The organism is Capnocytophaga sp. oral taxon 903 (assembly GCF_013394785.1).
In the GTDB taxonomy this organism is placed as follows: Bacteria; Bacteroidota; Bacteroidia; order Flavobacteriales; family Flavobacteriaceae; genus Capnocytophaga; species Capnocytophaga ochracea.
In genome coordinates, this window is record NZ_JABXYW010000002.1 from 1,546,569 (window position 1) to 1,566,972 (window position 20,404).

Here is a 20,404-nt window from a genome sequence, read left to right on the forward strand (position 1 = left end):
AAAAATGAAAAAATATAGTTTTTTATTCTCCTTAGTTGTTGCGGCTATTGCCGTAGTAGGATGTAGTAAGTGGACAGAAACTGAGCGCCTCACTTACGACAACCAAGATGTACAAAAATTAGTATATCTAATTGAAGCGCAAAAAGAATCTGATTTGAATCCTCACATGCGCGAGTATTATAAAAAATTGCGTGAAGAGTACCGCACTAAACCTCGCGTAAAAGGCTTTGGTTGGTTCGGTAACTGGACAGGTAAAGGTGATAACGCTCAAAACTATTTGCGTTGTTTGCCCGATAGTGTAGATTTTGTATCTCTATGGGGGACAAGAGGTAAACTTTCCGAAGAACAAAAAATAGACTTAAAATTCTTCCAAGAAGTAAAAGGAGGTAAAGCTCTTTTGTGCTGGATAGTACAAGACCTCGGAGGCCCTTTAACTCCAGTAGGTAAAGACCGCATACAATATTGGCAAAACGAAAAAGGTAGTGGTAACTTCAACGAAGGAGTAAGAGCTTACGCTAATGCTATCGCTGATACCATTGAAAAATATAACCTCGATGGTTTTGATATCGACTTTGAACCTCGTTATGGACATAGAGGGGATCTATCATATGTAGATTACTTGGAAGATATACAAGGAGATCATCCTATGCAAGTGTTTATAGAAACCCTTAGTGCAAGGCTACGCCCTAAAGGACGTATGCTCGTAATGGATGGAGAACCTTATTTTCTTTCCAAAGAAACTTCTAAATTAGTAGATCATTATATCTATCAGGCCTATTGGGAAAGAAGTACCAATGCTGTAAAAAGGAAAATCCAACAAGGAAACTTAGATAATTGGGAACGAAAAACCATTATCACAGTTGAGTTTGAGCAGACTTGGCGTACTGGAGGCGTTTCAGGATATGAAAGTGTACGTAGTGAGTTGAATAGTATGCAAGGTACTCAAATATTGGATTATGCTACTTTCGATTTGCCAAATGGTAAACGCATTGGAGGAGTAGGTACTTACCATATGGAATATGACTATGCTAACACTCCTGAATACAAATGGCTCAGAAAAGCTTTGTATTATGGTAATCAAAAATATCCAGGCAATTATCAATAAAACTACTAAAAGTATACAATAATGAAAAAAATAATAGCAGGGCTCGCTATACTAAGCACCTTAGTAGCTTGCCAAGATGAATTATACGACAACGACCTCAAAGAACACAAAGCTAATCAAGCAGTGTATATTGATGGGGGCACCAGCCTTACGGTAAACTTAGCTGAAAATACTGAGTACGTAGTGAAGAACTTCTCAGTAAAATTGGTAAGTCCCTCTACAGGAGGTGAATCTGCTACTCTTGAAGTAGGTAATGAGGCACAACTAAAAGCCTATAATGAAGCTAATAGTACTTCTTATGTATTATTGCCTTCTTCAATGTATGAAGTAAATAAAAATGTTACTTTCAAAGTATCAGATGTTGTAGGGAATGTCTCTTTAAAACTAAAAAATGTACAATTTCCTTTAGGAAAATCATTTGCCCTTCCTATTAAATTGCGTGGTAATGGTATCAAAACAATTAATGGGCAAGATACTTTTATCATCTTAATAGAACAAGAATTGATAACCAAAGTGTTGAGAATATCAGGTTCTGGATCTGAAAAAACTGATGTCTTCCCTAATACTCACACAGTAGATCAATGGACTTTGGAAGTGATGGTGAACCGTAGTGCTTACAACCAAAATAACCGCTCTATTGTAGGTACTAAAGCTGTGGGTGAACCTCTTAATGAAATTTACACTCGTTTTGGCGACGTAACTATTCGTCCTAATCAATTGCAAATCAAAACTGGAGCTTCACAAATAGATATCCCTGCTGATAAACTTTCAGCTAAACCTGGTGAATGGTATATGCTTGCTTTCTGGTATGATGGTAAAACTACCAAAGTATTTGTAAATGGAGTAGAAGTAGCCTCTCGCGAAATACGTACAGGTGCTTATTCAGTTACAGGTTTATGGATTGGAGGTAGCAACGAACTGATACGTGAAGTGCGTTTCTGGAAAAAAGCAGTCAGTCCTACAGAAATTAAGAAGGATATGTGGAAAACTATCGATCCTAAATCAGAAGGATTGTTGTTCTACTATCCACTTAATGGTAAAAAATACGATAGAGCTACAGGAACTATAACTGATGACGAAACTAAACTTTGGGATTGGTCTGCTACTGGAGCTCATATGGCTAAACCAAGCACTGCTACTTTTGATAATAATAGTGGTAATGGTTACGTATTCCCACCTAGAGAAAACTAATCTAATCAAATAGAGTATTATCTTTTATCTTATACTTTGCCAAAGTTTTTATATAAGCTTTGGCAAAGTTTGTTTTTTACCCATAACTCTTTATCATTCTTACAAGAAGTAGAAGTAAGACTGCTTGACAAACCTTATGACAAGGATGTACAAGTGTCATTTGCTTATGATGCTTCTGCTTATGATAAAGTGAAAGCTGATTATTCAGGCTTTGAATTAGGAGATGCAAACCTTGTTCAGTTAAGTGAAGCTACCAAAAAAAAACTCAGAAAAGGTGAAACTTCTGTTTCTTTTACGCTTACCATTAGCAATAACTCTATCTTTAAAAAGAAAGTTATTTTGCCTTATGCTTTAAAAGTAACCGATACAAGACTTACCCTTCCTAAAGGGAAAGATGTATTTGTACTAAAAGTCTTTCCAGAAGAGATAAAAATCTCTGCAGAGGCTACAGTAGTTACAAAACTTTTAGGATATAGCGAAGGTAGTGTTTACATAGGAAACAGAGATAAGGAAGTAGCTTTCACTATAAAGAGTAGTTATGAGCTCCCATCAGGACTTAAAGTAGCCTTAGTGCGCGATGATAATGCTGTGCTAAGTCGTAGAACCCTCGCACCTGCAGGAGTTGAAGGAACACTCCCCGAAGCTGATTTCGATACATTAAGCAAAAAACTTACTTTCAATCTAAATGAAGATTCTTTTACTAATAAAGGAGAGTACGCATTACCTCTTAAATATATAATAAAAGATGCTTCAGGCAATGAACAAGAATTGAGTAATAACAAACTCTTCGTAAATTTTGACATTAAAGAGTCAAAAGCTTCTAATAATAATGTAGAAGTAAGCACTCAGCCTTTAGGTACAAAAATAGATAATAGAAAGGATATCACTTTATCATATTATGGGACTGCCTATTACTTACAAAGCATGATTGACGACGACCTTTCATTTAAAGAAGGAGCGTATTTATATTTTACTTTCCCTAAAGTAAGAAATATAAAAACAATTATTATAAAAACACGTGAGGGTAATGAGATGAAGGCTCTTTCTCTATATGCAGGATTTTCACAAGGACACGAACAGATATAAGGTACAGCTTCTTATAGTAGAAAAGGTGATTTTATCATTACCTTCAAGAAAGCGGTTCCTCTTATCCGTTTAGCTTTGGGTGACTTTGTCAATAAAGATAATGCAACCTCTAATTGGATAGGGATAACCGATATTCAATTCTACGAAGAATAACACTAAGAAGCTTAGTATTTTTTCAGAAAAAGGAATGTTTACACAAACATTCCTTTTTATGTTTATCTATTTTTTCTCTAATTCCAGTAAAAAAGCATATTCTTTTGCGGTTTCTTTTAGGGCTTCAAAACGTCCTGAAGCACCGCCGTGACCAGCTTCCATATTGGTGTCTAAATACAGCGGATGGTCGTCGGTTTTGAGTTCTCGCAGTTTGGCTACCCATTTGGCAGGCTCCCAGTACTGTACTTGTGAGTCGTGCAAACCGGTACTCACGTACATTGCAGGATAGGCTTGGGCGCGCACTTGATCGTAAGGCGAGTAGGAGAGCATATACTCATAGTATTCAGGCACGTTAGGATTTCCCCACTCGTCGTATTCGCCCGTAGTGAGTGGAATACTGTCGTCCAGCATTGTGGTTACTACATCCACAAAAGGTACAGATGCGATAATGCCCTTATACAATTGCGGTGCCATATTCACCACGGCACCCATTAGCAAACCTCCAGCCGAGCCACCTTCGGCAAATAGATGTTCGGGAGAGGTGTAGCCTTCGGCGATGAGGTACTGAGAACAAGCGATAAAATCGGTAAATGTGTTTTTCTTTTTGAGGAGTTTGCCATCTTCATACCATTGGCGACCTAAATACTCTCCTCCGCGGATATGTGCAATAGCATAGATAAAACCGCGGTCTAACAAGCTCAAACGAGTGGTAGAAAAATAAGGATTGATGGTTACTCCGTACGAGCCATAACCGTACAGTAACAAAGGATTTTGCCCGTTTTTCACTATGTCTTTGCGGTAGATGAGCGAAATAGGAACTTTTACTCCGTCGGGGGCAGTTGCCCAAAGGCGTTCTTCTATATAATTATCTTTGTTGAAGTTCCCGCCTAATACCTCTTGTTCTTTTAGTATACACTCTTCGCCAGTGCGCATATTGTATTCTATAATAGAGGCAGGTGTTGCCAATGATTGGTAGTTATAGCGGAGCCACTCGGTGTTGAAATCTATATTTTGGGTAGTATAGGCGGTATAAGTTTCGCTATCAAAGGGGAGGTAATGCGTTTTTGAGCCATCCCAAGAGCGCATTTGTATGCGTTCTAAGCCGTTGTACACTTCTTCGACTACCAAGAAATCTTTAAAAATCTCGATATCGTTGAGGCGTACTTCGGGACGATGGGCTATTACCTCTTCCCAATGCTCGGAAGTTGTAGCACTTTCGGGGGTACGCATCAGTTTGAAGTTGGTCGCACCGTCTTTATTGGTAAGGATATAAAAATAGTCCTTATAATGAGCTATATCGTACTCTAAGCCACGTGTGCGGGGTTGGAATACTTTGAAAGGCTCGTGAGGGGTATTGGCAGGGAGGATTTGATATTCGGATGTAAGAGTACTCTCACTGCCTATCACGAGATATTTGCGAGACTTCTCGCGGTAGACGAACACATCGAAAGTATCGTCTTTTTCGTGGAAAATCAGTACATCTTCTTTGGGGTCAGTACCTAAAATATGGCGGTATACTTTAAAAGAACGCAGGGTTTGCTGGTTGTTCTTCACGTAGAAAATGGTACGATTATCGGCTGCCCAAATCGCTTGTCCGTTTGTATTTTTGATTTTATAGGGCAGTATTTCACCTGTGCTGAGGTTCTTGATTTGCAGCGTATATTGCCTACGAGATACTGTATCTACCCCAAAAACAGCCCACTGATTATCGTCGCTTATGGCAAAGCTATCGAGGTGAAAATAGGCTTTACCTTTAGCCATTGCATTACAATCAAAAAGAATTTCTTCGGGAGCTTCGAGCGTTTTTTTGTAGCGCACATAAATAGGGTAATCCTTACCTTCTTCATAACGAGTTTGATACCAATAACCGTTGTAGCAATAAGGCACAGAACTATCGTTCTCTTTGATGCGGCTTTTCATTTCGGCAAAGAGCGTTTCTTGCAAAGGTTTGGTGTGTGCTGTTTCCGCCTGATAGTAGGCATTTTCGGCTTCTAAATAAGCAATAACTTCAGGGTTTTCGCGCTCGCGCAGCCAATAGTAATTATCGGTGCGCTTATTGCCAAATTCGTTGAATATATGGGGTATTTGTTTAGCTTTAGGGGGGAGTGAGTGAGGTTTATTCATTTGATATGATATATGTTTTTTTGTCAATTCCGATGCCTTTTAAAGTGATTTTTCTCCAATGTGTGGGCATTACAGTTTTCAGTTGTTGTATACCTTTTTCTTCGGATATATCTAAACCGCCAAAGCCCATCATCACTGTTTGTAGTACACCTCCTGCTCCAGTGAGGAAATAAGGTGTCTTACCATTTTTGGTTTCAGCCATTACTCTAAAAGGAGGCAAGAGGTTAGGGTGATAAGCTTCGGTGAAATACTTATAAGCCTTTTCACGGTCGCCCAATCGGCTGTATAAGAGAGAGAATATAGCTTGTGTCATAGCAGGGGTATCGTTGTAAGGCACTTTGTCTTTGTAATACTCTAAATCTTTGTGTATTTGCTTTTTGTCGGTAATTACTTTTAACGGATAAGCCAGTAGGTTTACATCGGCTTGTTTGATGAATTGCCCTGTATAGCTATCGTGTTCACGGGTTACGCCATTATCCATTGTGCTGAAAACGAGCTGTTCGGCTATGGTTTTCCATTGAGGGTTAGCTTTTATCCCTAATACTTTAGCAGCAGCAGTAGCGTAGAGCAAATTCAGTTTAGCAGCTGCATTGGTATAGGCGTTGTTATCTACATTTTCAGCCCATTCATCGGCACATACTACGTTTTTAATTTGATAGGGAGCTTGTTCACTCACTCGGCTTTGCCAAAAGGTAGCGGTACTTTCTAAAATGGGATAGCCTATGCGACGCAACCACTCTTTATCCTTAGTTACACAATAGTAATTCCATACAGCTATAGCTACATCGGCAGTGATGTGGTGCTCATAAGTACCTGTGAGTGCCCATACGGGGGTATCTTCTTCTCCTGATGTGGCACTTTCCCAAGGAAACATCGCTCCTTGATAACTGTGTAGAGCAGCGTTGTGTTGGGCGCGTTCTAACCTTTGATAGCGATAGTTAAGGAGGTTTTTAGCTATTTCGGGGTGCAATAATAACAAAGGGGGATACATCCACATTTCGGTATCCCAAAATATGTGTCCCATATACCCTGTGTGGCTTAACCCATAAGGAGAAAGAGAAAAGGAATGGAGCTCACTTACCGAAGCGTATAAGTGGTATAACATATTGTGGATGTCCTGATTAGCCTGTGCATCTCCCTCAATCTCAATGTTGCTTTCCCAGAGTTTTGCCCACTGTTTGTTATGTCCTGCAAGTAGCGCCTCGTGTCCCTGCAAGAAAGCATAAGTACAGAGTCTTTCGGCTTGATTATAAGGGTCGGCAGAGTGCTGAGAGCTTATTAGGTTGCCAATTAGTGAGAAAGAATAGGTTTCGCCTGCTTTTAGTTTATGAGTGAATTGCATTAGGTGACTGTTGTAGTCCCTCATTTCGTGCAATATTTGGGGAGCGTTACCATATTTTTTGTCGAAAAGGAAAGCGTTACTCACTGCTACTTTTGCATTCTCTGCTGGTGTTTGAGCCACCGTAGTGAGCAGTGGAATATGAGCGTGAGGCGGATTGATTTCATTGAAGTAGTTTTGAGGGTTGCGGAAGCCATTGGGAGTGGTTAGAATGTTCTCTGCCAGAAGTGTAATATCGCGCAAAGGGGTAATGCTGATGTCTAACAGCAAGGTGTGAGGCAAGTGCCTTAAAGCATAATAAGTGTAGGATACTTTAGCTTTGTTTTTAAAACTGAAGTGTCCTGTGAACGCCCCATTGCGCAACTCTAATTCTTGAGTAAAATCACTAACGGAATGAGTGTTGATATCCTCGTAATCAATAGCCATTCTCAGTTGTAATGGATTGATATTAGGCATAGCCGAAACAACTCTACTTTTGCCGTAATCGTACAGCCCAGCTATGATTACTTGGTCTATTTGTAGAGGAGTGGCAGAAGAACGCATCCCTATCATTCCATTGCCTATTGTAACCCCGTAATAGTTAGCGGGGTTGATGGTCTCTGCTTTGAGTAGCCACGGGTCTTGAGCATTCAGTGAAGCACAGCAAATGAAGCCTATAATGAAAAAGAATTGTTTCATAATCACTTGATACTTATAGCCAAGCCACCACTGGGAGCAAGGCATTGTTTGAGTTTGGTTTTTTGAGTTACTTTCATTGTTTTGATGGAGTAACTATTGGGATTTGTACGCCAATCGGCATTTTTACCGTCGGTGTAGAGGGTAGCGGTATAGGTTTTTCCTTTGGGTAGAAAACTGAAATCGACGAGAGCTTCACGGGCGTTTTCATCGGTGATAGCGCCCACGAACCACTCGTTTTTACCTTTGGCTTTGCGGGCAATGGTGATGTAATCGCTAGGTTCGGCTTCTAAAATGTAAGTATTATCCCAGTCGGCTGCTACATCTTTGATGAATTGGAAAGCATCGAGGTGTTTTTCGTAGTTCTCAGGCAAGTCGGCTGCCATTTGCAACGGACTGTACATTGTTACGTAGAGCGCCAACTGCTTCACGAGGGTAGTGCTGAGTTTGGCTTTGTTATTGCCATATCGGCTCAAATCGCCTTCAAAAATACCAGGGGTATAGTCCATAGCGCCACCCATTAAGCGGGTGAAGGGGAGGATAGTAGTATGTTCGGGGCGATTGCCGTTGAACGACTCAAATTCGGTACCGCGTGCACTCTCTTGGGCTACCCAGTTAGGGTAAGTACGGCTCATACCGGTAGGTCTCACCGCCTCGTGAGAATTGACCATTATGCGGTACTTAGCAGCGGTTTCGGCTACATAGTTGTAGTGGTTTACCATCCATTGTCCGTCGTGGTATTCGCTGCGCGGAATGATAGGTCCAACATAACCTGTTTTCACGGCGTCGTAACCGTTGTCGTTCATAAATCGGAAAGCCTCGTGCAGGTGGCGTTCGTAATCCACTACGGAGTAGGTCGTTTCGTGGTGCATAATTAGTTTTACTCCTTTGGAAGCGGTGTATTGGTGTAGTGCTTGTACATCAAAATCGGGGTAGGCTTTGGTAAAGCTGTAGATGCGCTCTTTGTCGTAAGCATAGTTATCTTCCCAGCCTTCGTTCCAACCTTCCACAAGAACGGCGTCAAAACCGTGTTGAGCGGCAAAATTGATGTATTTCTTCACGTGATCGGTATTAGCACCGTGATGTCCGTTAGGTTTGAGTTTTTGGTAATCGGTAACGCCAATGGTAATATCGCGATCATCGGAGTAAGCCCACGTACTACCGCCTCCTATGAAATACTCCCACCAAACGCCTATGTATTTAGTAGGGTGAATCCAAGAAGTATCGGCGATTTTACAGGGTTCGTTGAGATTGAGGATAAGGTTAGAAGCTAAAATATCACGGGCATCATCGCTTACTACTATCGTGCGCCACGGTGTTACGCTACCCGTTTGAATATAGCCTTTTACCCCATTCTTATCGGGGACTAAATGAGCTGATAACTGATGTTCGACAGCATTGACGTTGAGCATCATTGAAGGGTAATTTACCAAAGCAGCTTCGTGCAGATTGATGTACAATCCATCACTCGATTTGAGCATCAAGGGAGTTTGTACGGCTACATTGGGAGTAGGTGTTTTGGTAGCCAACGGCTCTTTGCGCACTTTATCTATAAGTTTTGGAATTTCCGAAATAGCAGAAGTGGTAATAGGAAACTCATTGGTGTCGTAGTCAGCGGGAATCCAAAAAGCCTTGTGGTTACCCGAGAGTTGGAAAACAGTAAGCTCTTCTTGAATTCTAAAGTGACGGAAGTTGTCTTGCAAGGGGAACTCATACCGGAAACCTAAACCGTCGTTGAATAAGCGAAAACGCAAGAGCAATTGTCGTCCGTTGTTTTTCTGAGAGAGGTGTACTAACATTTCTTTGTGATGGTCGCGTATTTCTTTGTTTTCGCCCAATACGGGTTGCCATACACTATTAGCTTCAGCAAATTGAACATCTGTGATTTCAAAATTGCTGTTGAAATCCTCCTTTTGGTTGATTACAAACCCCAGAGCACTCTCGCTGATGACTGTTTTGCCTTTGAAAGTTAAGGCATAAGTAGGCGTGCCTTTTTCAGTAAGCCGAAATGAGAGTTTGAGGTTCCCGTTAGGAGATGAAAGAGTTTGTGCAAATAGAAGAGGTGCACAACAAAACATACATACAATAGTGATAATAAACTTTTTCATTGGTTAAATATTTTTATCGTGATTTTATCTTTTGCTTGACCACTCATTGGCTCTCCCTGAAAGAAATTCTTGTAAGATAATGGTAGCACTTATCTCATCTATCAGCGCTTTGTTCTGGCGTTGTTTCTTTTTTAGTCCGCTATCAATCATTGTTTGGAAAGCAAGTTTGGAGGTAAACCGCTCGTCTTGACGGTGGATAGGGATTGAGGGGAATTCTTTTTGCAATTGTGTTATGAACTGCTGAATGTGAGTTTCTATGCTAGAGTCTTCGTTGTTGAGTCGTTTAGGTTGCCCAATCACAAAAGCTTCTACGGCTTCCTCGGCAGTGTATTGTTTTAGGAAAGCGAGTAGGGTAGGGGTTTCTACTGTGCAAAGCCCTGAAGCGATGATTTGCAAGGGGTCGGTTACAGCAATTCCTGTGCGTTTGGTTCCGTAGTCTATAGCTAAGAGTCGCATAATTATTCTTCCTCTATGATTTCCTTAAATGTCTCCCAAGTAGATGAAGAGATAACAGGCTTGTAGTTAGTTCGCTGTTTACCGATATTTTGTAGCAAATACTCTTTCCTATCCTTCGGGAAAGGGTGAGTGCTTACCCATTTAAATGCCGAAGGCGGAGTATTCTCATCATCTATGACTCCTATAAACTCAGCAAAAGGTTTAGGGTCTATCTTCGCATTTTGTATATAGGTAAGTCCCACAAGGTCGGCTTCTTTTTCCATATTTCGGTTAAAAGCACTCGAAGACACGATTCTGCCTACTTCTGTAATCATCGAAAGGTCTGACCGCCCCGAAATAATAGCAAACAAAGTGCCTATCCCTAATTCTCTTACAAGCGACTGCATTACGTGATCTTTTTCAATATGCGCCAGCTCGTGCCCAATCACCCCACAAAGGGCTTCTGGGCTTGAGGTCTTTTTTACAAGTCCTGTATAAATCATCAGTTGGTGATTAGGCAAAGCAAAAGCATTTACCTCTTCACTATCTAATAAGTACACTTTCAGCTCCTTCCGGTCGATGTTATTAGCATCACATATTTTGGTCACCATACTGTCGATAGTCGCTACCGCAAGGCTATCGTCTACCACCGAGTTTCTGCTCGTGAAGTCCTCAAACATCATTTCTCCCAGCTTCACCTCTATTTTCTTCACATATTCATTCCTTATCAGCGGGTTAATCTTAAAAATCCCCAACCAGTTTACTTGTTGCAGTAAAAACCAACCGCCAAAGAAAACACACAGTAAAATAGTGCCTCTTGATATTACTTTATTCATTATTTTTTCACTATTAAATCTACAATATCACCGTAAAACCACCACGATAAATGTTCGCCCTTGCGTATTTTTATGGCAGAATAAAACGTGCCTATAATTTCATAGACATTAAAGATAAAGGCTACAATCAGCCAAGCAATATAAGCATTAGTTACTAAATTGCTCCCCAATACTATTGATACAGTCCACCAGAAAGTAGTGGTGTTTACAAAAAATAAGAAGAGTTGTGAAACGAAGGCTTGATAACAATGCCAACGCACAAAATAAGAGCCTTTGCGATGTGCCACCAGAAAGAATATGGTAGCCAGTAGATTGATGATAGGCAAAGGCATTCCCGCCATAATAGCCACTATCGACATTATATAGCTATTGGCAGCGCGCTCCTTGTCACCATCGCTGATGCGTTCGTTTAATTGTTTAGTTTCTATCATAAACCTTTATAAATATTCCAAATCCAGTTCAGTACTATGAGAATAAAAAAGGGAATATACACGTAAGGGTGTTTAAAGAATTTTTCAAACTTTATGTAAGCTCCCTGCAAAGTAGTTTTCTTTCTGCATAAATCATAAAGTAACCACAACGGAGTAATGATAAGTAATACCGATGCCAATACCCCAAGCGGATTGGTTAGTAATGCCTCTCCCCAGTGTCCTTCAAAAAAAGCCTCAACCGACCGCGTGGTACCACACGACGGACAGGGGTACCCCGTAACATTCTTTATTGTACAAACAGTAACCCCTATGTCCTGCCCGTGAAAAACATAGTGGCTAAGTAGCCACCCCCAACAGGCAAGACATAGGAGTGTGATGAAAGTATAGAACTTTTTAGTCGTCAATTAATAACTAAGTGCTGAAGCTAATAATTCCGCATTTTTGTCTCTTGTAGCGTCCATAATTAGGAACCAGTCCACAATCGTCCAAATACCCAAACCACCACAAGTAAGCAATTTACCAACTCCCATACCTACATCGCCTATGTAGAAACGGTCAATGCCCAAATGTCCTGCAAAAATAGAAATGAGGAGAGAAGTAGTAGGGTCTTTAAACTGTATCGTTTGTAGCATCACCCATTTTGATTCGTCCAAAGAAAGAAGCTTTTCACGAATTTGAGGGACGATTTCAGGTCTGAAAAATTTACCGTTAGTTACGATAAACATATCCACTTTTTGTGCATCCATAGTGTGTAAAATTATGAGATTAAAATTATGGCGCAATATTACACCATTTTTTTGATATTGCCTAATATTTTAACAAAAAAAGTTATACTTCTCATTCAAATTCACAAATAGTGTCTTTAACAAGGAATTTTTCTACAAAATAGCAACACTCAATCTTTACTTTTCCCTTATCTTACCATCGCCTTACCTTCATCATTCGCCTCTCGTCCCTCGTCATTTGTTCCCCGTTCGTGTAGCTTGTCTCTGTCCGTCGTGCTATATCCTCACATTATCTTCGTTATTCATCACTCGTCATTTCTTCCCTTTTCCGTCACCATATTCCCCCTTTCCCGTCATACCCTCCCTAGTGCCTATGACCTAAGCCCCCCCACATCACCCATTTTCTCATTTTCAATTTTGCTAATTCTCTAATTATCCCTTCTCCTTTCCGTCACAACACTCCCCCTCTCCTTGGGAGAGGGACGGGGTGAGGATTCCCTTTCTTTCGCCTCGAAACCCTCTTTTTGGCGTTTTTGGCATTGTTGTATTATATTATTAATCAATTATTTATATACCCTTTCTATACCAATCGTCCAAGATTCGTATAAGCTTCCTATAAGCTCTCTATAAGCTAACGCCACCCAAATTACAGCTCATTTTTTACCTCTTACCTCAACACGCCCTTCCGAACTCCTCCGTTTCCTTCCGAATCCTCTAACCCCTCCTCTGACCTGTCCGACCCGTCCATTCCTCTTGGTGGTATTATTGGCATTTCTGGTATTTCTGGCATTATTGGCATTTACCCCATTTGCTAATTTCCAAATTTCCAAATTTTCTAATTTTCTACCCGCTTGGCTTGTGCTTATTTTATCAACCGAATCGCTAATACAGCTTCTATGGTTGTAAAATAAAAAGAAGGCAATAAGATGAAGAGCATTTCGTATAAAGGAGAAGGACTTACAGTTTTTACCATTGGAAGTGAGAGAATTACTACGGCTACAAAACGCAATACAAAGCCCGCCATAAAAGCAAAAGCAGTGTGCTGTTTGCGCCTTTTGTTTACAATGAAGATAATACTAAATAAGAAGAAAGATAAACCACAATGGAAGATGAGCAAGGTATTTAGCGAATAATACAAACTAATGCCCTCTGTGTTTACGCAATAATTATATAGCCAAAAGAGTCCTACCCCTCCGGCAATAAGCAATAATAAATATTTTACAAACAGGAGTATGTTACTCTTCATCGCTCATCTGTTGGGCTTTCTTAATTACTGAATACATAGCTCCAAATACCCCAAAAAGCGAACATACCACTGTCCATAGAGAGTACTCATTAGGAAATTTACCGTCTAACCAAACACCAAAAAAGCTACAAATGGCTATGGTAATAGCCATTTGTAGCCCTATTTGTGAAAAGGTAATCCACTTATTTAGGTGGTTGTTTTTCGGCTGTAACTGGTGCTTGTGGTTTTTCATTGATGGTAAAGCTGTTTTTGCCTCCTTTCATCGAGCAAGAAACGTTAAATACCGCTCCTGGTTCTATAGAAAGCTTATCTACGTACACTTCGCCTTCTACAACTGCAGTAGATTTTAAACTTAAAATACTACTCACTTTGAGGGTACCTGTTATTTTACCTTCAATATCGGCGTTTTCGCAAATCACAGTGCCTTTTATCACACCGGTTCTGCCTACTACTAATTTACCTGAAGTTTGGAAAGTTCCTTCCACTTCACCATCAATTCTAAAATCTGATTTTGAATTGATTTCTCCTTTGAATTTTGTTTCAGTAACAATACGGTTGCTACTTCCTGTGGGATTTTCTGCTGCCATAATAATCTTTTTATTATCTCTCTCTTTATTAAATATAGCCATTTGTATTTCTATTTAAATACAGCCCCAAAAGTACAATAAATATTTTTAAACTGCAATTTTTTTAATAATTCTTTTTTTATTATTTTTCTTAATAAATTGTTTTTTAATAGTTTAAGCTAATTAGTATATAAGAAAAAACTCTGGTAAAATTCAAGAATTACCAGAGTTTACTTGTTTTTATATTTGTTCTTTAATTAAGTGCGTAGGTAGTCCCATTACGTTGTTATAAGAGCCTTCAATAGCGGTAACTCCTATATGTCCTATCCACTCCTGTATACCGTAAGCTCCTGCTTTGTCAAAAGGCTGATAGTGACTGATGTAATAGGTTATTTCCTCATCGGAAAGCTCTTTAAAGGTTACTTTCGTAATACAGTGTTCCGTTATTTGCTTTTCATTGGTAGTAAAACATATAGAGGTAATTACCTCGTGAGTCTTCCCCGAGAGCGAACGCAACATTGCAAAAGCTTCGGTAGCGTCTTTGGGTTTACCAAGGGCTTTACCTTCGTGCCACACAATAGTATCAGAGGTGAGAAGCACACAATCCGTAGGTATTTCACCCGCAAAGGGCGTAGCTTTCAGCTGGGCGAGATAGTCCGTGATTTGCTCTCGCTTTAAGTGTTTAGGGTAGGTTTCGTCTATGGGTTTGAGGACTACCTCATAAGGGATATCTAATTCTTTCAGGAACTGCTGACGGCGCGGTGAACCTGATGCTAATATAATCTTTTTCATTATCGGTTGATGGTAAAAGGCAATCCGCTATAAGGCTTCATATATTCGTCTTCAAGACTCTTTTCGAGCATTTGCTTTTCGAGGTCACAGCGGTATACTTCCCCTTTTAGGTATTTTTCAATCATTAGTGAGGCGATGGGAGCAGCTACTCGTGCTCCGTAATACCCGTTTTCCACAAATACGGCAATAGCAATCTTAGGGTCTTCTATGGGAGCAAAAGCTACGAATATAGAGTGGTCAGTAAGTTGCATACGCTTGCCATTCACTTTTATAAAGTTTTCGGCGGTACCTGTTTTAGCAGCAATATTAATACCTTCAATTTGGGTACGGCGTGCAGTACCTTGCTCATATGCCATATTCATACCTCTAATCACAGGTTCAAAGTTCTTAGGGGCTATCGTAGTGTGTTTAGCAACGGTATACTCTTGAAATGGAGTAATTTTATTATCTATTTTTTTTACGATATGAGGGGTATAGTAATAACCTCTATTAGCGATGGCTGCCATCACATTAGCAAGCTGTATAGGAGTGGTGAGCAATTCTCCTTGCCCAATAGCGTTAGAGATATTGGTTGTGCCATTCCAGCGACCTTTACCATATTGTTTGTCATATAAAGCAGTATTAGGTACTTTCCCTGCACGTCCCGTCGGTAAGTCAGCACCTAAAAAGCTTCCCAATCCAAAACTTCGTACGTGAGCATTCCACTTGTCCATACCCACTGCCGAAGTGGTTTTCATATCAATAGCACGCTTATAGGTATTCGCAAAATAAGAGTTACAAGAAAAAGCTATCCCGTGTAATAAGTCATTAGAACTGCGCCCGCAGTGGCAACGCATTATACGCCCTCCAAAACGATAACCTCCTCCACAGCTGAACACACTACCTGGTGTTATCACACCTTCCTGTAAGCCTATTAGTGCGTTTATTACTTTAAATGGCGACCCTGGTGGGTATTCTGCTAATAGTGTGCGGTCGTAAAGAGGTTTAGCAATCGAATCGTTATAAAGGGCTGTGTAGTTTTTAGAACGTTCACGTCCTACCAACAGAGCTGGGTCAAAAGTAGGCGCTGATATCAATGCGAGAATCTCACCTGTTTTAGGTTCTATAGCTACGATTCCGCCGTGTTTGTGTTGCATCAGCATTTCGCCATAGGCTTGCAAATTGATGTCTATGGTTAGTTGCAAAGGTTGTCCAGTGATAGGCAAAGTATCCATTGCGCCATTTTTATAGCGTTCAATGGCAGCGTTGTGTTTGTCCTTTTGGAAGAATTGTACACCTTTTTTACCTCGTAAGAATTCCTCGTATTGTTTTTCTACCCCACTGCGCCCTATCAGTTCACCAGCTAAGTAATAAGGGTTCTTTTTTAGTTCCCATTCATTTACCTCGCTGATATATCCCAATACATTCCCCGCATTGTGGGTGAGGTAACTGCGGAGCATTCGCTTCTGTATATAAAATCCTTGAAACTTGCGCAATTTTTCTTGTAGAACAGCATAATCGTCTTTGGAGAGCTGGTGCACGATTACTGAAGGTTTTTTGCGTGAGTAATCACTTGCTTTTATGAGTCGTTCCCTAAACTCTTCTTTACTGATTTCAAGGAGTCCACAAAGCTCTAAAGTATCGAGAGTTTTCACTTCACTGGGCACAACCATCACGTCATAGGCAGGTTGGTTCGATACCAATAGTTCTCCATTACGGTCGTAAATATACCCGCGTTCGGGGTAATCGTATACCGTTTCAATAGCAATGTTGTCAATTCCTGTATTTTCCTCGTGAAATATTACTTGTAAGAAGAATAACCGTACTAAGAACACCACTGCCACAAAAAGAATGATAATGGGCAACAGATATTTTCTCATTTCTTATTTTTACTAAACAGATAGATGAATAGCAAACAAACGATGATAGTGAAGATAGATGCTCCTACAATCTTTGCTAATGTAAGAAACAAGTGATTGAAGTTAAAGACTTCTAAGAAATAAAACAGTGTGTGATGCACTACCACCATCAAGGTTGTATAACTAAAAATCTTGGAAAACGGATAAGCGAGCAAATCCAATTCTTGATACTCAAAATTCTTGCCAAATACTGTTAGTAGTATCGGATTACGCAAATAAGCTATGAGTACACTACTGGCAGCGTGCAACCCTCCCGTATTAGAAAAAATGTCTATACACAACCCTATTAAAAATGCCGCTACCAATGAAGGTGTCCTGTTTTCACGATAGGGCAATAGCAGTATAAACACTATGTAAACCATTGGGTTTACATAGCCCCAATACTCCACATTGTTGAAGATGAGTACCTGCAACAACACTAAGAATACAAATAAATATACATTTCTTACTACTGGGTGACTCATTTTGGATTCTGTTTTTCTAACTCAGAAACGGCTGCTCTATCTCTATCTTCAATAATATATACATATTCAAGGTTCGACATATCAGCAAATAGCTTTACATCAATGATATACGTATTATCTTTTTTGCTCTTTTCAAAATGAACTATCCTGCCAATAGGAATTCCCTTGGGGAATATGTTCGACATACCCCCTGTTACAATCGTATCTCCATTCTGTATAGGGGCTATATTAGGTACTTCTAACAGCTGTACTTTATTCACCTCTCTGGTATCCCAACGCAATGAACCAAAGTGTTGTGTGCGCTTCACCATTGCATTCAGTGCCGACCTAGTATTCAGTACACTTTGTACAGTAGCAAACCTCTCCGAAGTATTCTCTATTATTCCCACAACTCCTTGTGGCGAGAGCACTCCCATATCTTGCTTTACACCGTCTTTCGTACCTTTGTCGATAGTGAGGTAGTTGTTTTTTAAACGGAAACTATTTTTTATCACATTTGCTTTAAGTACCTTGTATTTTAGTGAATCGGTAGTGGGAAATGACACCGAATCTACAAGAGATATATTGCGGATTTGTTGTTCCATCCGTAACAGTTGTGAGCGCAGAGCTCTATTCTCCTCAGTAAGAGTTTCGTTCTGACCGCGTAAGCTAAAATATTGTGCCCAATAGTCTGTGAAACTGTAAAGCCTACCCGACACTGCATTCGCTGAGTTTATGTAAGCACTCTGAGGATAATAATTACTGTTAAAAACCAAACCAATAGCGCATAAGAACAGTGCGAGGAACACAAAAAAGTCCCTCGACCTCATAAAGAATTGAATGATTTGGTTCATACCTCTTGTTTCTTATCTCTTACCTCTATCTATCTTTACTTTAATAAAATACTTCTGAATTTGTTAATATTTTTTAGAGTGATACCTGTTCCACGTACTACGGCACGCAAAGGGTCTTCGGCTACGTATACAGGTAAGTCAGTTTTCATAGAAATACGTTTGTCTAACCCTCGCAACATCGAGCCACCTCCTGCCATATAGATACCTGTATTATAGATGTCGGCAGCCAATTCAGGAGGCGTTTGCGAAAGTGTCTCCATTATAGCATCTTCTATACGAAGAATAGATTTATCCAGTGCTTTCACCATTTCGCGGTAGGATACTTGCACTTGCTTAGGTTTACCGGTGAGCAGGTCACGCCCTTGTACCATAATATCATCTGGTGGGGCATCAAGGTCTTCAGTAGCAGCTCCTACGGTCATCTTAATGTTTTCAGCAGTACTTTCCCCTACGTAAAGGTTGTGTTGCGTACGCATATAGTGCACAATATCCGAGTTGAAAATATCCCCTGCAATTTTTACTGACTTGTCGCATACAATACCCCCTAAGGCAATCACCGCAATCTCGGTAGTTCCCCCACCTATGTCGATAATCATATTACCCTTAGGTTGCATAATGTCAAGCCCTATACCAATAGCCGCTGCCATCGGTTCGTGTACGAGGTAAATATCCTTACCGTTCACACGTTCGCACGACTCGCGTACCGCACGCGTTTCCACCTCGGTAATTCCTGAGGGGATACAAACTACCATACGCAACGAAGGCGAGAAAAAGCGTTTGCGCAACGCAGGTATACTCTTAATGAGCATTCCTATCATCTGTTCCGAAGCGTCAAAGTCGGCAATTACCCCGTCTTTTAGCGGACGAACAGTGGTGATATTAGGGTGTGTTTTCCCTTGCATTAGCCGTGCTTCTCTACCTACGGCTATAATTCTTCTGGTTGTCCTATCTATTGCTACAATCGATGGACTATCAATCACTACCCTGTCATTGTGAATAATGAGGGTGTTCGCAGTACCCAAATCAATGGCTATTTCTTCTGTCAAGAAATCAAAAAAACCCATATTATTTTTCTTTCTATTATATATTTACCTTATAAATCAGTTATTTAAGTGTTTTGTAGACACTACTTTTTGCGGGTGCAATTTTACGATTTTTTTTTGACCTGCACAAATATTCTTACACTTTTTCTTAAAACTTTATAGCTAACTGCCTCTTATCTTGCTGTTTATCAGTTCATATGAATTTCTATTAAATAATGTCTATTCGATATAATATAACATCTTTTGGGTATACGTAAAACTAATTTCTAATCTCGCATAGCGTTCTACAATAGCTCACCGACTTCTGAGTAAGCTCCGAGTCCTTATTCTTATCCATTACTCATTCCCTTTTCTTTCGCCTCGAAACCCTGTTTTTAACATTTTTAGCGTTGTTGTATAGTATTATTAATCAATTATTTATATATCCTTTCTATACCAATCGTCCAAGATTCGTATAAGCTTCCTATAAGCTCTCTATAAGCTAACCCCACCCAAATTACAGCTCATTTTTTACCTTTCATCTGAATCACCTCTTCCGAACTCTTCCGATATCCTTCGGATTCTCTTAATAGTCCCAACACATCATCTTTGCAGTACACACTTTGCCTAAGTTAATTGCCCGTCGTGCTACGACCTTTGGCAAAGTTGAATAAATTTACAATCCCTCCGCTAGCACTTTTCTTGTAGCTCATACCCCATTTTCTCATTTTCTCATTTTCTCATTTCCAAATTCTCCTATCTCATTGTTTTTAAGTATTTATCATTAGATAGTTGTATTTTTTTAAGATAAAAACGCATTAGGGCATTGCAGTTTGCATTTTGTTTTATATCTTTGTAGCGTTAAAAAGAGATAAAAATGAACGATTTTCTTAACACTCAGGAATCTCGAAAGAACAACCGCACTAAAAACATTATGGCACTAATAGTGGGTGTGGTGTCTTTTGTTGTGGTATTTTTAGTGGCATTTTTTACGACGCGCTATCTCACAAGCTCCTTCTTTTCAAAAGCTAAAAACGATTTAGTTACCGATGAAATGAAGAATCAAGTAGCCGAAATAAACCGGCAGTTGCCACAAATAATAGAAGAGGGAGTGCGCTTAGATAGTGTTGCCCTAAAAGGAGAAAAAACTATGGGGTATTATGTAACCCTTTTTAATTTCGATTCCGAAGAAGTAGAGTTTGACGCATCAGCAGCTAAGGAAGCTATTGTACAAAACCTAAAAAGCAATCGCCAAAAGATGCGCTTTTTCATTGATAACAATATAACACTGTACTATTATTACTACGATAAAAATAAAAAAGTTGTAACCGAAATAGAAATAGCCCCATCACTCTACAAATAACTAACGATTAAA

At 39.9% G+C, this 20,404-nt stretch carries 20 protein-coding genes and 1 pseudogene; 5 read left to right on the forward strand and 16 right to left on the reverse strand.

What is annotated here, in order from left to right:
• Window positions 1-4: 4 nt before the first annotated feature.
• Genes HW279_RS06445 through HW279_RS06455 form a run of 3 tightly spaced genes read left to right on the forward strand, consistent with a single transcriptional unit; the run spans window position 5 to window position 3,382 of the window.
• Window positions 5-1,105, forward strand: coding sequence for an endo-beta-N-acetylglucosaminidase family protein (locus HW279_RS06445; RefSeq protein WP_178958382.1), 1,101 nt, complete (start codon window positions 5-7; stop codon window positions 1,103-1,105).
• 21 nt (window positions 1,106-1,126) lie between these two features.
• A complete protein-coding gene (locus tag HW279_RS06450; RefSeq protein ID WP_178958383.1) occupies window positions 1,127-2,296 on the forward strand; it encodes a DUF1735 and LamG domain-containing protein in 1,170 nt (389 codons plus the stop codon).
• Window positions 2,297-2,332: 36 nt separating this feature from the next.
• On the forward strand, window positions 2,333-3,382 hold the full coding sequence (locus HW279_RS06455) for a DUF1735 domain-containing protein (RefSeq protein ID WP_255495789.1): 1,050 nt from the start codon (window positions 2,333-2,335) through the stop codon (window positions 3,380-3,382).
• A gap of 219 nt (window positions 3,383-3,601) precedes the next feature.
• Here the strand turns inward: HW279_RS06455 and HW279_RS06460 are convergent, their stop codons facing one another.
• From HW279_RS06460 to HW279_RS11130, 7 genes and pseudogenes are all read right to left on the reverse strand, one after another.
• A complete protein-coding gene (locus HW279_RS06460) occupies window positions 3,602-5,659 on the reverse strand; it encodes a S9 family peptidase (RefSeq protein WP_178958384.1) in 2,058 nt (685 codons plus the stop codon).
• Complete coding sequence (locus HW279_RS06465; protein ID WP_178958385.1) at window positions 5,652-7,676, reverse strand: glycoside hydrolase family 65 protein; 2,025 nt, start codon at window positions 7,674-7,676, stop codon at window positions 5,652-5,654. Before HW279_RS06465 ends, HW279_RS06460 begins: the two co-directional genes overlap by 8 nt.
• A gap of 2 nt (window positions 7,677-7,678) precedes the next feature.
• The gene (locus tag HW279_RS06470; RefSeq protein WP_178958386.1) at window positions 7,679-9,781 is read right to left on the reverse strand and encodes a glycoside hydrolase family 97 protein; all 2,103 of its coding nucleotides are present in this window, start codon (window positions 9,779-9,781) and stop codon (window positions 7,679-7,681) included.
• Window positions 9,782-9,805: 24 nt separating this feature from the next.
• Window positions 9,806-10,237 carry a Holliday junction resolvase RuvX gene (gene ruvX, locus HW279_RS06475; protein WP_178958387.1) on the reverse strand — a complete coding sequence of 144 codons (432 nt, stop codon included), beginning with the start codon at window positions 10,235-10,237 and terminating at the stop codon, window positions 9,806-9,808.
• Between the two features lie 2 nt (window positions 10,238-10,239).
• Complete coding sequence (locus tag HW279_RS06480) at window positions 10,240-11,052, reverse strand: M48 family metallopeptidase (RefSeq protein ID WP_178958388.1); 813 nt, start codon at window positions 11,050-11,052, stop codon at window positions 10,240-10,242.
• The gene (locus tag HW279_RS06485) at window positions 11,052-11,483 is read right to left on the reverse strand and encodes a hypothetical protein (protein WP_178958389.1); all 432 of its coding nucleotides are present in this window, start codon (window positions 11,481-11,483) and stop codon (window positions 11,052-11,054) included. The genes HW279_RS06480 and HW279_RS06485 overlap by 1 nt, the downstream gene beginning before the upstream one ends.
• Window positions 11,480-11,719 (reverse strand): annotated as a pseudogene (locus HW279_RS11130) (DUF2752 domain-containing protein); the annotation flags it as partial. The pseudogene HW279_RS11130 and the gene HW279_RS06485, both read right to left, overlap by 4 nt.
• On the opposite strand from HW279_RS11130, the gene HW279_RS11135 reads away from it, so the two are divergent.
• A complete protein-coding gene (locus HW279_RS11135; protein ID WP_255495791.1) occupies window positions 11,640-11,807 on the forward strand; it encodes a hypothetical protein in 168 nt (55 codons plus the stop codon). The pseudogene HW279_RS11130 and the gene HW279_RS11135 overlap by 80 nt on opposite strands.
• 80 nt (window positions 11,808-11,887) lie before the next feature.
• Here the strand turns inward: HW279_RS11135 and HW279_RS06495 are convergent, their stop codons facing one another.
• The 9 genes from HW279_RS06495 to HW279_RS06535 form a co-directional block, all read right to left on the reverse strand.
• Complete coding sequence (locus HW279_RS06495) at window positions 11,888-12,229, reverse strand: TM2 domain-containing protein (RefSeq protein ID WP_009417595.1); 342 nt, start codon at window positions 12,227-12,229, stop codon at window positions 11,888-11,890.
• Between the two features lie 841 nt (window positions 12,230-13,070).
• On the reverse strand, window positions 13,071-13,454 hold the full coding sequence (locus tag HW279_RS06500) for a hypothetical protein (protein WP_178958391.1): 384 nt from the start codon (window positions 13,452-13,454) through the stop codon (window positions 13,071-13,073).
• On the reverse strand, window positions 13,444-13,686 hold the full coding sequence (locus tag HW279_RS06505; protein WP_016479667.1) for an AtpZ/AtpI family protein: 243 nt from the start codon (window positions 13,684-13,686) through the stop codon (window positions 13,444-13,446). Before HW279_RS06505 ends, HW279_RS06500 begins: the two co-directional genes overlap by 11 nt.
• The gene (locus HW279_RS06510; RefSeq protein ID WP_015782535.1) at window positions 13,637-14,083 is read right to left on the reverse strand and encodes a polymer-forming cytoskeletal protein; all 447 of its coding nucleotides are present in this window, start codon (window positions 14,081-14,083) and stop codon (window positions 13,637-13,639) included. Before HW279_RS06510 ends, HW279_RS06505 begins: the two co-directional genes overlap by 50 nt.
• Before the next feature lie 177 nt (window positions 14,084-14,260).
• A complete protein-coding gene (locus HW279_RS06515; RefSeq protein ID WP_178958392.1) occupies window positions 14,261-14,812 on the reverse strand; it encodes a Maf-like protein in 552 nt (183 codons plus the stop codon).
• Complete coding sequence (mrdA, locus tag HW279_RS06520) at window positions 14,812-16,671, reverse strand: penicillin-binding protein 2 (RefSeq protein WP_002675470.1); 1,860 nt, start codon at window positions 16,669-16,671, stop codon at window positions 14,812-14,814. Before mrdA ends, HW279_RS06515 begins: the two co-directional genes overlap by 1 nt.
• A complete protein-coding gene (gene mreD, locus HW279_RS06525) occupies window positions 16,668-17,174 on the reverse strand; it encodes a rod shape-determining protein MreD (RefSeq protein WP_015782538.1) in 507 nt (168 codons plus the stop codon). The genes mrdA and mreD overlap by 4 nt, the downstream gene beginning before the upstream one ends.
• Window positions 17,171-18,007, reverse strand: a complete 837-nt coding sequence (gene mreC / locus HW279_RS06530; protein ID WP_015782539.1) for a rod shape-determining protein MreC — start codon at window positions 18,005-18,007, stop codon at window positions 17,171-17,173. Before mreC ends, mreD begins: the two co-directional genes overlap by 4 nt.
• 35 nt (window positions 18,008-18,042) lie before the next feature.
• Window positions 18,043-19,071, reverse strand: coding sequence for a rod shape-determining protein (locus HW279_RS06535; RefSeq protein ID WP_002675473.1), 1,029 nt, complete (start codon window positions 19,069-19,071; stop codon window positions 18,043-18,045).
• A gap of 835 nt (window positions 19,072-19,906) precedes the next feature.
• Here HW279_RS06535 and HW279_RS06540 point away from each other — a divergent pair.
• Complete coding sequence (locus HW279_RS06540) at window positions 19,907-20,392, forward strand: hypothetical protein (RefSeq protein WP_178958393.1); 486 nt, start codon at window positions 19,907-19,909, stop codon at window positions 20,390-20,392.
• Window positions 20,393-20,404: the final 12 nt, after the last annotated feature.